Annotated in this window: 7 protein-coding genes, 3 rRNA genes and 4 pseudogenes (1 of these 14 running past the window's edge); 13 read left to right on the forward strand and 1 reads right to left on the reverse strand. The window is 58.2% G+C overall.

Features of this window, described 5'->3' with window-relative positions:
- From Q9451_RS08980 to Q9451_RS09005, 6 genes and pseudogenes are all read left to right on the forward strand, one after another.
- A 16S ribosomal RNA gene (locus Q9451_RS08980) occupies positions 1 to 85 on the forward strand; it begins 1,452 nt to the left of the window's first position.
- Between the two features lie 278 nt (positions 86 to 363).
- Positions 364 to 3,256: ribosomal RNA gene (locus tag Q9451_RS08985) — 23S ribosomal RNA — on the forward strand.
- 136 nt (positions 3,257 to 3,392) lie between these two features.
- Positions 3,393 to 3,508: ribosomal RNA gene (gene rrf / locus Q9451_RS08990) — 5S ribosomal RNA — on the forward strand.
- Together the 16S, 23S and 5S rRNA genes form the textbook arrangement of a ribosomal RNA operon.
- A 262-nt stretch (positions 3,509 to 3,770) precedes the next feature.
- The gene (locus Q9451_RS08995) at positions 3,771 to 5,414 is read left to right on the forward strand and encodes an acetolactate synthase large subunit (RefSeq protein ID WP_012272225.1); all 1,644 of its coding nucleotides are present in this window, start codon (positions 3,771 to 3,773) and stop codon (positions 5,412 to 5,414) included.
- A 127-nt stretch (positions 5,415 to 5,541) separates the two neighbouring features.
- Positions 5,542 to 7,074: pseudogene (locus Q9451_RS09000) on the forward strand (FAD-dependent oxidoreductase).
- A 145-nt stretch (positions 7,075 to 7,219) separates the two neighbouring features.
- Positions 7,220 to 7,750 (forward strand): annotated as a pseudogene (locus Q9451_RS09005) (nitrilase-related carbon-nitrogen hydrolase); the annotation flags it as partial.
- A gap of 2 nt (positions 7,751 to 7,752) precedes the next feature.
- Here the strand turns inward: Q9451_RS09005 and Q9451_RS09010 are convergent.
- Positions 7,753 to 8,915, reverse strand: a protein-coding gene (locus Q9451_RS09010; protein WP_176704564.1) for an IS3 family transposase whose coding sequence is annotated in 2 segments (ribosomal slippage) — positions 7,753 to 8,660 and positions 8,660 to 8,915 — 1,164 coding nt in all. Because the reading frame shifts where the segments join, the coding sequence is not laid out codon by codon here.
- A gap of 64 nt (positions 8,916 to 8,979) precedes the next feature.
- Here Q9451_RS09010 and Q9451_RS09015 point away from each other — a divergent pair.
- The 7 genes and pseudogenes from Q9451_RS09015 to Q9451_RS09045 form a co-directional block, all read left to right on the forward strand.
- Positions 8,980 to 9,354, forward strand: a pseudogene (locus Q9451_RS09015) (nitrilase-related carbon-nitrogen hydrolase); the annotation flags it as partial.
- A gap of 10 nt (positions 9,355 to 9,364) precedes the next feature.
- Positions 9,365 to 10,026, forward strand: a pseudogene (locus Q9451_RS09020) (hypothetical protein).
- On the forward strand, positions 10,023 to 11,012 hold the full coding sequence (locus Q9451_RS09025) for an asparaginase (protein ID WP_012273816.1): 990 nt from the start codon (positions 10,023 to 10,025) through the stop codon (positions 11,010 to 11,012). Before Q9451_RS09020 ends, Q9451_RS09025 begins: the two are co-directional and overlap by 4 nt.
- A gap of 92 nt (positions 11,013 to 11,104) precedes the next feature.
- Complete coding sequence (locus Q9451_RS09030; protein ID WP_012273815.1) at positions 11,105 to 11,656, forward strand: UPF0149 family protein; 552 nt, start codon at positions 11,105 to 11,107, stop codon at positions 11,654 to 11,656.
- 136 nt (positions 11,657 to 11,792) lie between these two features.
- Complete coding sequence (locus Q9451_RS09035; protein WP_012273814.1) at positions 11,793 to 12,422, forward strand: glutathione S-transferase; 630 nt, start codon at positions 11,793 to 11,795, stop codon at positions 12,420 to 12,422.
- A gap of 27 nt (positions 12,423 to 12,449) precedes the next feature.
- Positions 12,450 to 14,486 carry a pyridoxamine 5'-phosphate oxidase family protein gene (locus Q9451_RS09040; RefSeq protein ID WP_012273813.1) on the forward strand — a complete coding sequence of 679 codons (2,037 nt, stop codon included), beginning with the start codon at positions 12,450 to 12,452 and terminating at the stop codon, positions 14,484 to 14,486.
- 72 nt (positions 14,487 to 14,558) lie between these two features.
- Positions 14,559 to 15,455 (forward strand): LysR family transcriptional regulator, encoded by an 897-nt coding sequence (locus Q9451_RS09045; protein WP_012273812.1) that lies wholly within the window; start codon positions 14,559 to 14,561, stop codon positions 15,453 to 15,455.
- Positions 15,456 to 15,515: the final 60 nt, after the last annotated feature.

The raw sequence follows: 15,515 nt of genomic DNA on the forward strand, positions 1-15,515 counted from the left end.
GACGGTTACCACGGTGTGATTCATGACTGGGGTGAAGTCGTAACAAGGTAGCCGTAGGGGAACCTGCGGCTGGATCACCTCCTTAATCGACGACATCAGCCTGCTGATGAGCTCCCACACGAATTGCTTGATTCATTTGCTGATCAGAACTCAGAAATGAGCATTCCCTGCGAATGTTGACTTCTGACTTTTGTCAAATCGTTCTTTAAAAATTCGGATATGTGATAGAAATAGACTGATGGCCAGTTTCACTGCTGGTTAATCAGGCTAAGGTAAAATTTGTGAGTTCTGCTCGAAAGAGCGACGTGCGAATTTTCGGCGAATGTCGTCTTCACAGTATAACCAGATTGCTTGGGGTTATATGGTCAAGTGAAGAAGCGCATACGGTGGATGCCTTGGCAGTCAGAGGCGATGAAAGACGTGGTAGCCTGCGATAAGCTTTGGGGAGTCGGCAAGCAGACTGTGATCCAGAGATCTCTGAATGGGGGAACCCAGCCAGCATAAGCTGGTTATCTTGTACTGAATACATAGGTGCAAGAGGCGAACCAGGGGAACTGAAACATCTAAGTACCCTGAGGAAAAGAAATCAACCGAGATTCCCTTAGTAGTGGCGAGCGAACGGGGACCAGCCCTTAAGTTGGTTTGAGATTAGTGGAACGCTCTGGAAAGTGCGGCCATAGTGGGTGATAGCCCCGTACACGAAAATCTCTTATCAATGAAATCGAGTAGGACGGAGCACGAGAAACTTTGTCTGAATATGGGGGGACCATCCTCCAAGGCTAAATACTACTGACTGACCGATAGTGAACCAGTACCGTGAGGGAAAGGCGAAAAGAACCCCGGAGAGGGGAGTGAAATAGAACCTGAAACCGTATGCGTACAAGCAGTGGGAGCCTACTTTGTTAGGTGACTGCGTACCTTTTGTATAATGGGTCAGCGACTTATATTCAGTGGCGAGCTTAACCGAATAGGGGAGGCGTAGCGAAAGCGAGTCTTAATAGGGCGTTTAGTCGCTGGGTATAGACCCGAAACCGGGCGATCTATCCATGGGCAGGTTGAAGGTTAGGTAACACTGACTGGAGGACCGAACCGACTACCGTTGAAAAGTTAGCGGATGACCTGTGGATCGGAGTGAAAGGCTAATCAAGCTCGGAGATAGCTGGTTCTCCTCGAAAGCTATTTAGGTAGCGCCTCATGTATCACTGTAGGGGGTAGAGCACTGTTTCGGCTAGGGGGTCATCCCGACTTACCAAACCGATGCAAACTCCGAATACCTACAAGTGCCGAGCATGGGAGACACACGGCGGGTGCTAACGTCCGTCGTGAAAAGGGAAACAACCCAGACCGTCAGCTAAGGTCCCAAAGTCATGGTTAAGTGGGAAACGATGTGGGAAGGCTTAGACAGCTAGGAGGTTGGCTTAGAAGCAGCCACCCTTTAAAGAAAGCGTAATAGCTCACTAGTCGAGTCGGCCTGCGCGGAAGATGTAACGGGGCTCAAACCATGCACCGAAGCTACGGGTATCACCTTTTGGTGATGCGGTAGAGGAGCGTTCTGTAAGCCTGTGAAGGTGAGTTGAGAAGCTTGCTGGAGGTATCAGAAGTGCGAATGCTGACATGAGTAACGACAATGCGAGTGAAAAACTCGCACGCCGAAAGACCAAGGTTTCCTGCGCAACGTTAATCGACGCAGGGTTAGTCGGTCCCTAAGGCGAGGCTGAAAAGCGTAGTCGATGGAAAACAGGTTAATATTCCTGTACTTCCAGTTATTGCGATGGAGGGACGGAGAAGGTTAGGCCAGCCTGGCGTTGGTTGTCCAGGTTTAAGGTGGTAGGCTGGAATCTTAGGCAAATCCGGGATTCTAAGGCCGAGAGCTGATGACGAGTTGCCTTTAGGCGACGAAGTGGTTGATACCATGCTTCCAAGAAAAGCTCCTAAGCTTCAGATAACTGGGAACCGTACCCCAAACCGACACAGGTGGTTAGGTAGAGAATACCAAGGCGCTTGAGAGAACTCGGGTGAAGGAACTAGGCAAAATGGCACCGTAACTTCGGGAGAAGGTGCGCCGGCGAGGGTGAAGGACTTGCTCCGTAAGCCCATGCCGGTCGAAGATACCAGGCCGCTGCGACTGTTTATTAAAAACACAGCACTCTGCAAACACGAAAGTGGACGTATAGGGTGTGACGCCTGCCCGGTGCCGGAAGGTTAATTGATGGGGTTAGCGCAAGCGAAGCTCTTGATCGAAGCCCCGGTAAACGGCGGCCGTAACTATAACGGTCCTAAGGTAGCGAAATTCCTTGTCGGGTAAGTTCCGACCTGCACGAATGGCGTAACGATGGCGGCGCTGTCTCCACCCGAGACTCAGTGAAATTGAAATCGCTGTGAAGATGCAGTGTATCCGCGGCTAGACGGAAAGACCCCGTGAACCTTTACTATAGCTTTGCACTGGACTTTGAATTTGCTTGTGTAGGATAGGTGGGAGGCTTTGAAGTGGGGACGCCAGTTCTCATGGAGCCATCCTTGAAATACCACCCTGGCAACTTTGAGGTTCTAACTCAGGTCCGTTATCCGGATCGATGACAGTGTATGGTGGGTAGTTTGACTGGGGCGGTCTCCTCCCAAAGAGTAACGGAGGAGTACGAAGGTGCGCTCAGACCGGTCGGAAATCGGTCGTAGAGTATAAAGGCAAAAGCGCGCTTGACTGCGAGACACACACGTCGAGCAGGTACGAAAGTAGGTCTTAGTGATCCGGTGGTTCTGTATGGAAGGGCCATCGCTCAACGGATAAAAGGTACTCCGGGGATAACAGGCTGATACCGCCCAAGAGTTCATATCGACGGCGGTGTTTGGCACCTCGATGTCGGCTCATCACATCCTGGGGCTGAAGCCGGTCCCAAGGGTATGGCTGTTCGCCATTTAAAGTGGTACGCGAGCTGGGTTTAGAACGTCGTGAGACAGTTCGGTCCCTATCTGCCGTGGACGTTTGAGATTTGAGAGGGGCTGCTCCTAGTACGAGAGGACCGGAGTGGACGAACCTCTGGTGTTCCGGTTGTCACGCCAGTGGCATTGCCGGGTAGCTATGTTCGGAAGAGATAACCGCTGAAAGCATCTAAGCGGGAAACTTGCCTCAAGATGAGATCTCACTGGGATCTTGAATCCCCTAAAGGGCCGTCGAAGACTACGACGTTGATAGGTTGGGTGTGTAAGCGCTGTGAGGCGTTGAGCTAACCAATACTAATTGCCCGTGAGGCTTGACCATATAACACCCAAGCAATTTGTGCGTCAGCCAAATTGCGGTGGTGAAGATGATACGAACCGAAAGTTCGCAACGAACCACACAATCACATATCCGAATTCGCTGGGCTGTCCATCTGGACATTCTGGCTACAGAATTTCTTGACGACCATAGAGCATTGGAACCACCTGATCCCATCCCGAACTCAGCAGTGAAACGATGCATCGCCGATGGTAGTGTGGGGTTTCCCCATGTGAGAGTAGGTCATCGTCAAGATTCATTTCGCAAAACCCCTATCTGCGCATGCAGGTAGGGGTTTTGTCTTTTCGCCTGAAAATTGCAACTCCTACAGCAGCACAAGGCTGTTCCTACTGGTACCTGCGACAATATTCCCATCGCATTAACGTGACTTTCCTGTTGCCCCCCTACGTCAAGACTTTGGTTCAGGGCACTCCTGCCCCTGCACCTGGCGATGCCAGCGTACCGTGCTGCGCATTTCTGGACTTCCACCGTCCCATCACTTGAGGTAGCAAGCAAGATGGCCAAGGCCGCCGATGTCGTTGTGCAATGCCTGGAAAACGAAGGTGTCGAGTATGTATTCGGCATTCCTGGTGAGGAAAACCTCGACCTGCTCGAATCCCTGCGCAAGTCGAAGATCAAGCTGGTACTGACCCGTCACGAGCAGTCTGCAGGTTTCATGGCTGCCACCTACGGCCGCCTGACCGGCAAGACCGGCGTCAGCCTGTCGACCCTCGGCCCTGGCGCCACCAACCTGGTCACCGCCAGCGCCTATGCCTACCTGGGCGGCATGCCGATGATGATGATCACCGGGCAGAAGCCGATCAAGAAGTCCAAGCAGGGCCGCTTCCAGATCATTGACGTGTGCGGCATGATGGACCCCATCACCAAGTACACCCACCAGTTCGCCTCGGCCGACAACATCCCGTCGCGCATGCGCGAAGCCTTCCGCCTGGCCGAAGAAGAAAAGCCGGGGGCGGTACACCTGGAGCTGCCGGAAGACATCGCCGCCGAGCAGACTGATGCACTGCCGATCCCGCGCAGCCTGCACCGCCGCCCGCTGGCCGAGCACGTGGCCATCGAAGCAGCCGTCGAGAAACTGCTGAACGCCCGTAACCCGATCCTGGTGATCGGCGCAGGCGCCAACCGCAAGATGACCGCCAAGGTCCTCAAGCAACTGATCGACAAAACCGGCATCCCGTTCATCACCACCCAGATGGGTAAGGGTGTGGTCGACGAGCGCCACCCGCGCTTCCTGGGCAACGCTGCGCTGTCGTCGGGTGACTTCGTTCACCGCGCCGTCGAAGCGGCCGACCTGATCATCAACATCGGCCACGACGTGATCGAGAAGCCGCCATTCTTCATGGTCCGTGGCGGCACCGAGGTCATTCACATCAACTTCCGCTCCGCTGAAGTCGATGCCGTGTACTTCCCGCAGGTTGAAGTGATCGGCGACATTGCCAACGCCGTGTGGCAGATCAGCGAAGCGCTGAACGACACGTCGCACTGGGACTTCACCCGCCTGATGGCCATTCGTGAAGCCAACGAAGCACAGATCGCCGAAGGTGCCGACGATAACCGCTTCCCGGTCTACCCGCAGCGCCTGGTGGCCGACATCCGTCGTGTACTGCCGTCCGAAGGCATCGTTGCCCTGGACAACGGCATCTACAAGATCTGGTTCGCCCGTAACTACAAGGCGCACAAGCCCAACACCGTGCTGCTGGACAACGCCCTGGCGACCATGGGCGCCGGCTTGCCATCGGCGATGGCCGCGCACCTGGTGCACCCGGACCGCCCGGTGATTTCGGTGTGCGGTGACGGTGGCTTCATGATGAACAGCCAGGAGCTGGAAACCGCGGTACGTCTGGGCATGCACATCACCGTGGTGATCCTGCGTGACGACGGCTATGGCATGATCCGCTGGAAGCAGGCCAACATGGGCTTCACCGATTTTGGCCTGGACTACGGCAACCCGGACTTCGTCAAATACGCCGAAGCCTATGGTGCCAATGGCCACCGCGTGGAAAGCGCCGAAGGCCTGCTGCCGCTGCTGGAACACTGCATCAAGACCCCAGGCGTGCACGTGATCGACTGCCCGGTCGACTACAGCGAGAACGACCGCATCCTCAACAGCGAGTTGCGTGAGCGCGCGCTGGCGGTATAACGTCCAACGCAAGCCAACACCCACAGGCCTTTCTCGATTCTGTGGGTGTTGGTGACACATAACCAACACTCCGCACATCTCAACTCGATCATGCTCAGGCTTCTCAATTCATGGAGCGCCCGAGAACATGACCATCGGTTCGACCCACAACTATCCTGCTGATCTGGCCCTTGAGCCATCCTTGCCCTTGCAGCCGTGGGCCGCACGGTTTCCGAATCCACCAGACCTCTGCTTCGATTACCGACGTCTGGTTGAACAACCGGGAGGCGTTGCAAGTGCCGCCCAACCGGAACATCGGATCTGCATTGTCGGTGCTGGTGTCACAGGGTTAACTGCTGCTCGGGAATTGCTACGCTGTGGTTTCACCCGCATCACCTTGATAGAGCAGTCGCAGCGTGTGGGCGGTCGCCACCTGACTGTGGTGAACAAAGGCGGTAATCACAAGCAGCCTTCAACGCCATTCGAGATGGGGGCCATGCGTATACCTTTGTTCAGCAGGACAGGCGAACCGCCTAAAGATGGACGCTCGCTTATGGCTATTACGCCAAGCTGTTCGAGCTACGGCTTTCCGAATTTCCAAACCCTGGGACACCCTGGGTGAATGCAACGGGTATCTATCTTCGGAATGGACAACTAGAAGGAGAGGGGAAGCCAGAGCTGCTGATTTGGCGAAATCCAGAAGGGAATACCCCTCCACCTACAGCCACACTGCAAAAGGTCTATGAAAAATGGTACCGCTTCGCCGGGCAGTTTGCCGAGCGCATCGCTGTGGTATATGGCACGCAATGCTGGGCGTCGATATGGCAGAGTGTTGTCGAGCGCTATCACCTGATGTCATTCAGGGATTTGGTACATTTGCCGATGCTGACAGCGTGGGACCCCGCCAACCCTGGTGATTTCGGTGGGTTGGGCATGAGCCGTGAAGAGTCGGCCATTTTCTATTCCATCGGCATTGGTGATGGGAGCTGGGGAGCGTTCTATGACGTCTGCTGCCTTTACCCACTACGTACAGCAATTTTGGGTTTCAGCAGCCATTTGCAGCTGGTGCATGGCCGTGTCGATAAGGAAGGTGTGCCATATGCTGCACCGTATCTGGAGGCCAGCACTGTGCCTGATAGCAGAGGGCTGATGTTCAACGGGCCGGCTTATATTGGGCACTCCCGCAGTCGATTATGGACGCATGGAACCACGCTCATTGGGAAACCAGCTGCAAGGTCTATGCGCCACTGAAGAAGCACTATCTGGACCGCAACTCGGCGCTACCGCAGATTCTCGTCACCGACAGCTTTGTCCACGACGTCTATGCCTACCGATACAACGACCATTACGCCGATGACTGCATGACGCCATATCGCCCTATATCGATACCCGAAACATTTGCATACAGCGCTGGATGACGGACAAAAATGCGCTCGGCTGCGCGAAGCTGTATCGAGCAGGTACCTACTATGACGCGGTCGGGCTGATGAAATACAACCGCGATTTCAGCCCGCTCAGGGCTGTATCTGGCTGGAGAGTCTTTCTCTGTTGACGCCGGCTGGACCGAGCCGTGTTTGCGTACCGCGCTGGATGCAGTCATCAACCTCTGCCATCGAACTTCAGCGGCGTTCAATGGTGGCTCACCCTTGAGGACTACCCCCATTATCAAGTTGGGAAATAGCGGCGTCCGAGCGTTTCTGTGAGACTTTTCCTATTGCAATTATTCGCTTGTCTGTCGACCCAATAGGACTCACCCGACTGTCCCCGCCAAGCCGAACCCCGCTCTACTGGCGACCTTCCAAAACAACCACAAGAAGGAAGCCGCCATGTCTGAACACAGCACCCCCGTCAGCCCTGTCCGTATTGCCGTCATCCAGTACGACCCTCAGGTCGGGGTCGAACACAGCGACGGCAATTTGAGCAAAGGCTTGGCACTGGCTCGACGCGCGGCGCGTGAAGGCGCCAATCTGATCGTGCTGCCCGAGCTGGCCAACACCGGCTATACCTTCCACTCCCGTGCCGAGGCCTACGCCCATGCCGAGACGTTGCAGGAGGGCCGCAGCCTGAAAGCTTGGGCAGCGTTCGCCAGAGAGCACCGGGTGTATCTGGCAGCGGGTTTCACCGAGCGTGATGGACTGAAGCTATACGACAGTGCCGCACTGTTCGGCCCCAACGGCCTGCTAGGGCATTACCGCAAGGCTCACCTATGGAACCAGGAGAAGCTTTGGTTCACCCCGGGCAACCTCGGGTTCCCTGTGTTCGAGACAGCTATCGGTCGTATAGGCCTGTTGATCTGCTGGGATATCTGGTTCCCTGAAGTGCCGCGGCTTATGGCCGCACAAGGCGCCGACTGTAGTGGTCAACTAATCCCGGACACAGTTTTGAGTTTTTCCTCAGCTTTGGCCGGAGCCAGCCCATCGTTGAACTGATGGGGTCTTATCCAGTTGTAATGATCCATCAGGTACTGGCTAATGTCTCGCTGAGCTTGCTGTCCGGTCAGGTAGCCCGTGACCGGTATCCACTCTGTTTTCAAGCTGCGAAACACCCGCTCCATCGGCGCATTATCCCAGCAGTTGCCTCGGCGGCTCATGCTCTGGCGCATGCGGTAGCGCCACAATCGCTGGCGGAACTGACGGCTACCATATTGCGATCCCTGATCGGAGTGAAACAGCAGCCCTTGGGGCTTTCCACGTTGTTCGTACGCCACGTCCAGCGCCCTGATGACCAACTCTGCATCCGGTCTTTCTGACAAAGCCCAGCCCACCACGCGCCGCGCATAGAGATCGAGGACAACCGCCAGATAGTGCCATTTACCCTGCGCCCAAATGTAAGTGATGTCGCCACACCAGACCTGATTTGGCGCGTCGACATCAAACGCTCGGTTCAACACATTCGGAATGTCCGGCCGCTCCACCGTTGCTTTCTTGTAAGCGTGTGACCCTGGCTGCTTGCTGACCAGCGACAGCTCACGCATCAGGCTGCGCACCTTGAATCGTCCGATTTTCTCGCCTTCATCTTGCAGCATTAACTTGATGCTGCGGCTGCCGGGTGCACCTCGACCTTGTGTGAATAGCTCATTCACTCGACTGCGCAACTTCAGGCGCTCAACGTCAGGCGTCCGCCTTTTGTGGCGATGCGCGTAATAAGTTGAGCGAGTGATTTCAAACACTTCGCACAGGAAATCAACGGGTTCATGGGCGCTAAGCTGACGGATCAGCGTATGCGCTCGAGATCTTCCGACATCAAGAGCGCGGTAGCCTTTTTTAGTATCGATTTCTCGCGCTCCAGGCGCGTGATCCGAGCTTCCAACTCTTGGATTTTTTGCTGCTCTGGCGTCAACGCTTGGCTGGTCGGCGTGATGCCGCCACGCTCCTGCTGAAGCTGGTTGACCCAACGGCGCAGGGCCGACTCGACCAAACCGAGCGAGCGGGCTGCTTCAGCATGGCTGTAGCCTTGGTCGAGCACCAGGCAGGCAGCTTCGCGCTTGAACTCAGGGGTAAAGGTACGACGTTGCTTGGTCATCAGACACCTCTCTGTGGCGAGCATTCTCGCCTAAATGGGTGTCCGGTTTCATTAGACCACTACAGACATCATTTGCAGTTTGAACAATTGGGTGTGGACTCCACCCCCCCTGTTCGACGAAGCAGGTCGTTGCATGGCCTCGTACCTGACCATGACCGCCGCGCACGTAAACAATGTCTACATTGCCGCCGCCAACCGTATCGGCAATGAACGGGGAGGGCGCTTTCTCGGTTGTTCATTGATCGCCGGTACCAATGGTTGGCCTATCGGGGAGGTTGCCAGTGCGCAGGAGGAGGCCATTCTGTATGCCGACGTCGACCTTAGCAGCGCGCGTTCAGCACCGATCTGGAACAGCCTCAACGACCTGCAGCGTGACCGCCGCACCGACCTCTATGATGCGTCGCTTGGCTATCGCTTGCATACGCCTATGCCACGCTAAGGGGGCGCGTATGAAGGCATTACGTTTGTCCAGTCGGCAGCGCTCCCCTGTATTGCTCTTCATTTGCTTGTTGATGCTGCTGGTAGCCAGCCTAGCGCTGGGCCAATGGCCGAACTACGCGCAACTGGCGGCGACACTCGATCAGCCGCTAAGCCGCTTGCGCTGGATAGTGGGTGATATCAGCGAAGTGGCATTCTACAAACATGAACTGCCTGCTCTGGGCTTGTTGCTAGGGGCTTGCCTGGCGCATTGGGCCCATGTTCGCGGGTATCGATGGCAAGGTTTTGCCATCTGCTATGGCAGCGGGCTGTGGCCCCGGCTGCACCGGCATACGGTTCAATGCTGGTGATGCACATTGTGGCAGGGCAGGCCCTGGCGTCCCTGGTTGGTGTCGTCATCTGGCGTAGCCAGTGGCAAGCCCGTGGGTGGTACCCTACCTACATTCCGATTGTCTCGATCGTTCCGGCCGCGGTGCTGACGCATGGCGGCAGCTGGGAAGTCGTGGTGACCAGTGCTGTGCTGGGGGCGCTGGTGGCTCCGCCGCTGGCGGTGGCGATCACGCGCCGGTTGCCGGCCTATGTGCATGGCTACATTGGCAACGTGATGTCGATGGCCATCAGCACGCTGGGAATTGTGCCGTTGATCGGGTTACTTGTGGGAGGAGACGCATGATTGAGCATTCAAGCCTGCCCAGGCTGTCGATCGCCAGCTTAGGGGGCACTGTCAGTATGCAGGCCGGGGCTGCTGGGTGTGGCGTGGCCCCAGCCCTGGATTGTGAGCAGCAACTGCTGCAAGTCCCACAGTTGCGCGAAATGGCGCAGTTGAACGTTGCTTCATTATCCCTGCTCCCCAGTGCATCGCTGGGCTTCGTGGCGTTGTTGGATTTGCTGGTCTGGGCCCGCAGCGAGGTAGAGCGCGGTGCCCAGGCCGTGATCCTGACCCAAGGCACTGACAGCCTTGAGGAAACGGCCTATTTCCTTGATCTGCTCTGGCCATTCGATGCACCGTTGGTGATGACCGGTGCCATGCGCTCGGCCAGCCAGGTGGGCAACGATGGCCCGGCCAACCTGCTGGCTGCGGCACAGGTTGCATTGGCACAAGGCAGCCGTGGGCGTGGTGTACTGGTGGTGATGAATGATCAGGTCCATTGCGCGGCAAGGGTTCGCAAGATGGCCAGCCTGGCGATGGCGGCTTTCGAGTCACCAGGCTTCGGCCCTTCGGCGGAAGTTGTAGAGGGTGTTGTGGTCTATCGCCATCCGCCAGGTCGTCGGGCTGTGCTGCCGTTACCGGGCCGAACCGACCAGCGCGTTGCCCTTCTGGAGGCTTGTCTGGATGTGGACACAGCGCTGCTGCAGGCTGTGGCTCCATTGGGCTATGAAGGGCTGGTCATTGCTGGTTTCGGTGCTGGGCACGTTTCCGGTACTTGGTCCGATGTGCTGGAGCATCTGGCGCCCACCTTGCCGGTCATTGTAGCCACCCGCACAGGTAGAGGCCCTACAGCCCGGACAACATACGGGTTTGCAGGCTCCGAGATCGACCTGCAGCGCAAAGGCGTGCAAATGGCCGGGCACCTCTGCCCGCGCAAGTGCCGCATCTTGCTTTGGCTGCTGATTGGCACCGAACGGCAGCATGAGTTGCAGGGCTGGTTGGCCATCTGAGGAATCTGCCCGCGCAGTGGTGCTCGCGGGCAGCCCTTGCGCCGTTGCTGTGCTAGGGTGCACACACTTTTGCTTCCCAGGATTTTCACCCCATGCTCCCCGTACTCAGCGAAAAAGAACTCGACCGCCTCGAAGACCTGCTGATCACCTATGGCAACGACTACTCGGTACTCAACCTGGCCGAGCTCAATGGTTTCTTCACCGCGCTGGCCAGTTCACCGGTAACCGTGACCCCGGAACATTGGTTGCCAGCCGCTGCCGGTGGCAAGGTGCCAAAGTTCAAGAAGCCGGCACATGAAGAGGCTTATGTGGCGTTGATGCTGCGCTATGCCAGCCAAGTGGCGGAAGAGCTGAGCGATGATGTCGACCAGTTCGAGCCGCTGTTCGAAGAAAGGGAAGACGAGCAGGGCACTGTGATCGTGATGGAGGAATGGTGCTTCGGCTACATGCGCGGTACCCAGATTGCCGGTTGGGGCGAGTTGCCGCAGGAGCAGGACCAACTGCTCAAGGCGATTTCGCTGCATGGGTTGGAGGACAATTTCGAACTGCTGGACCAGATGAGCGAAGCGGATATCCAGGCCTGCGTACCGCAGGTTGTCGAGGCTTCGCGCGGGTTGTTCCGCTATTTCAAGAAACTGAACTGACCACCTGCACGTTCTGGAAACCATTATTCCGCTGCGCGAAATTATGGTTTCCCCTGCGCACTGATTCTGCTGCCAGCCGATCCAGTGCAGCATGTGCTCCATCAGCCCATCCCGGTGCTGACCAGGAGCCAAGCCCATGTCGAACCCGATCAAGCTCTACAACTTCCCCAAGTCTGGCCACGCCCATCGCATCGAGCTGATGCTCTCGCTGCTGAACCTGCCCACAGAGCTGGTGTTCGTCGACCTGGCCAAAGGTGCACACAAGCAGCCGGACTTCCTTGCCCTCAACCCGTTTGGCCAGGTCCCGGTCATCGATGACAACGGTACGGTGATCGCCGATTCCAATGCCATCCTCGTCTACTTGGCGAAAAAGTATGACAACGGCACTTGGTTGCCCGAAGAGCCTGCTGCCGCTGCCCGTGTGCAACGTTGGCTGTCAGTCGCTGCCGGTCCGCTGGCCTTCGGCCCGGCTGCGGCCCGCCTGGTGACGGTGTTCGGGGCTTCGTTCAATACCGACGAAGTGATTGGCCGTGCCCACACCCTGCTCAAGGTGATCGATACAGAGCTAGCCAGGACGCCATTCCTGGCGGGCAGCACGCCCACCATCGCCGACATTGCCAATTACTCGTACATCGCCCACGCGCCCGAAGGCAACGTGTCGCTGGAACCCTATGCCAACGTGCGCAGCTGGCTGGCACGGATCGAGTCACTGCCAGGCTTCGTGCCCATGCCACGCACAGTGATCGGGCTGCAGACCAGCGCCTGACACCCCGCCATCGGGAGGAACGCCGCCATGCAACAGCCCCCGGACCATCGCCCCTCGCCCTGGCATGCGGGCGAGAAGACCCTGCAGGAAAAGGTCGGTGTAGCAGAGCGCATGGAGGCGTTCGGGCAAAAGGTCATTCGTGACTACATGCCCGACCAGCACCGTACTTTCTATCATCAGTTACCTTTCATGATCGCCGCCAGCGTGGATACCCTGGGTCGGCCGTGGGCCACCCTGCTGGAGGGGCCAGAAGGGTTTGTCAGCTCGCCCGACCCTCGCCTGCTGACCATCGATACCACGTTGCCAGCGGACGACCCCGCCACCCCTGGGCTGGCAGCAGGAGAGGCGGTCGGCCTGTTGGGTATCGAGTTGCACACCCGTCGGCGCAATCGCATCAATGGGCAAATCCGTCAGGCTGCACAAGGGCAACTGCAGGTGGCCGTGGAGCAGTCGTTCGGCAACTGCCCGCAGTACATTCAGTTGCGTGATTACACCCGTGTCGACCAACCCCCGCAGGGGCGCGTTGACGCCCCAGCACTGGATGCCACGACTGCCAGCATGATCGAGGGCGCCGATACCTTCTTTGTCGCCAGCTATGTCGAGCACGGCAATGGCCAGCGCTCGGTGGATGTCTCCCATCGGGGTGGTCGGCCAGGGTTCATCAAGGTCGAAGGCAGCCTTCTGACCATTCCCGACTACGCTGGCAACCTGCACTTCAACACCTTGGGCAATTTGCTGGTCAACCCGCAGGCAGGCTTGCTGTTCATCGATTTCAGTAACGGTAATGTTCTGCAGGTATGCGGGCGTGCCGAGGTGCTGCTGGACAGCCCTGCCATCCAGGCTTTTGAAGGTGCCGAGCGGTTATGGACGCTGCAGGTCGAGCAGGTGGTGTGGCGCCCGGCTGCGGTCTCACTGCGCTGGGCTTTCAAGGCGTACGCACCGACCAGCCTGATGACGGGTACCTGGGCCGAGGCCGACGCGCGCCTGGAGCAACGCCGGCAACAGCGCCAATGGCAAGCCTGGCGTGTGCTGCGGGTGGAGCAGGAAAGCCGTGATATCCGCTCGTTCTACCTTGAGCCACCGGCCGGTAGCCGTGTGGCCTTCGCGCCAGGCCAGCATCTTCCTGTGCAAGTGCAGCGTGATTGCGAGGCTGCGCTGATCCGCACCTACAGCCTGTCCAGTGCACCCGCTGATGGCTACCTGCGCATCAGCGTCAAGGCCCAGGGCCCGGCCTCGCGCTATTTGCACGAGCGCATCGTGGCGGGTGATGTGTTGAACGTGCGCCCACCGATGGGCAGCTTTACGCTCGACCAGCAAAGCACACGGCCGCTGGTGCTGATTGGTGCAGGTGTGGGTATTACGCCCTTGCTGGCCATGCTGCGTGAGCAGGTGAGCACGGGGCAGGCCCGGCGAATTCATTTGTTTCATGGCGCGCGCAGCCTGGCCGAATTGCCGTTTCAGCAGGAGCTGGCGAGTTTGCAGCAGCAGGCCGCTGGGTTGTTGCGCGTGCACCGTGCCCTCAGCCAACCGGAAGGGCATGCGCGGGTCGGTCGCGATTTCGAGTTTATCGGGCGATTGGGCATCGAGCAGGTCAAGGCGACGCTGGCGCTGGACGACTATGACTTCTACCTGTGCGGCCCAGGCAGCTTTACCCAGGCATTGTATGAAGGGCTGCGCGGGGTGCATGTGCCGGATGCGCGGATTCACGCCGAGGCCTTTGGCCCGTCGACGCTGCGCCGGCACACGGATGACGGGCGGCCCACCGTGCAACAGCTACCCGCTGCCAACGAGCCGGTGCCGGTGTATTTTGCGGCTTCGGCGAAGGAGGCACGCTGGACGCCCGGTAGCGGTACGTTATTGGAGTTGGCCGAGGCGCGTGGGTTGGCGCCAGAGTTCAGTTGCCGGGGCGGCTCGTGCGGCACCTGCAAGACCAAGCTCGTCAGTGGCCAGGTGCATTACCCGAACCTACCGGCAGAGCTGCCGGAGTCGGGTTCGGTACTGATCTGTTGTGCTGTGCCGGCACATCAGGAAGAGGGCGCACAGGCCCTGGTGCTGGAAATCTGATATGCCTGTCCTGCAAGCATAAAACGCCCGGATATCCGATAATCTCCACCCCCTCCGATGCCAGGAGCTCGCATGGACCAGATCCACCTGATGAAGGTGTTCGTTGCCGTCGGCGAACTGGAAAGCTTCGCCGCCGCTGCTCGCCGCCTGGACATCTCGCCAGCCGCCGTCACCCGCGCCGTCAGCGCTCTGGAAGACCAGCTCGGGGTCAAGCTGCTGCTGCGTACTACCCGCAGCGTGCGCCTGACCGAGGCCGGCGGGCGCTATCTGGAAGACACGCGGCATATCCTTGCCAGCATTCACGAAGCCAACGAGGCGGCTGCCGGTATCAACGCCACCCCCAAGGGCGACCTGGCAGTGACCGCGCCGATCCTGTTCGGCAAGAAGTTCGTCATGCCGTGCATCGTCCGCTACTTGCAGCAGTACCCGGAAGTCGATGTTTCCGCCTACTTCCTCGACCGTGTTGTGAACATGGTCGAGGAGGGCATGGACGTGGCCGTGCGCATCGGTCCTTTGCCCGACTCCGGGTTGAAGGCGTTGCGGGTGGGCAGGGTGCGTCGCATGTTGTGTGCCTCGCCCGACTACCTGGCGCGTCATGGCGTACCGGAGCACCCGTCGGACCTGGCAGGGCATGCGGTGATCGGCACCACCAACCTTTCGCCACGGGCCGGTTGGCGCTTTGGGGTCACCGATGAGCCGACGCTGGTACGCATGAAGCCGCGGCTGACGGTAACCAGCAATGATGGGGCAATCGCAGCGGCCAGCGGCGGGCTGGGGATTGCCCGGCTGCTGTCGTACCAAGTGGCAGAAGAGCTGGCCAGCGGGCAACTGCAGGTGATCCTGGCCGAGTACGAGGAGGCGCCCTGGCCCATTCATGTGCTGCACCGCGAAAGCAAGTACGGCTCGGCCAAGGTCAGGGCCTTTATCGACATGCTGGCGCAGGCCCTGCGAGCCCAGCAGCTCGATTGAGGTCGTACAACATAGCTACAAACTGCTATAAATAATAAGTGTTGTACGACGACCTATGAC

The sequence above is a fragment of the Pseudomonas sp. NY8896 genome (genome assembly GCF_039634505.1).

Excerpts from the sequence above, each read along its gene's own strand:
- Q9451_RS09040 (WP_012273813.1), top strand. The coding sequence starts at position 12,450 with ATGCAACAGCCCCCGGACCATCGCCCCTCGCCCTGGCATGCGGGCGAG.
- Q9451_RS09030 (WP_012273815.1), top strand. The coding sequence starts at position 11,105 with ATGCTCCCCGTACTCAGCGAAAAAGAACTCGACCGCCTCGAAGACCTG.
- Q9451_RS09025 (WP_012273816.1), top strand. The coding sequence starts at position 10,023 with ATGATTGAGCATTCAAGCCTGCCCAGGCTGTCGATCGCCAGCTTAGGG.
- Q9451_RS08995 (WP_012272225.1), top strand. The coding sequence starts at position 3,771 with ATGGCCAAGGCCGCCGATGTCGTTGTGCAATGCCTGGAAAACGAAGGT.
- Q9451_RS09045 (WP_012273812.1), top strand. The coding sequence starts at position 14,559 with ATGGACCAGATCCACCTGATGAAGGTGTTCGTTGCCGTCGGCGAACTG.
- Q9451_RS09035 (WP_012273814.1), top strand. The coding sequence starts at position 11,793 with ATGTCGAACCCGATCAAGCTCTACAACTTCCCCAAGTCTGGCCACGCC.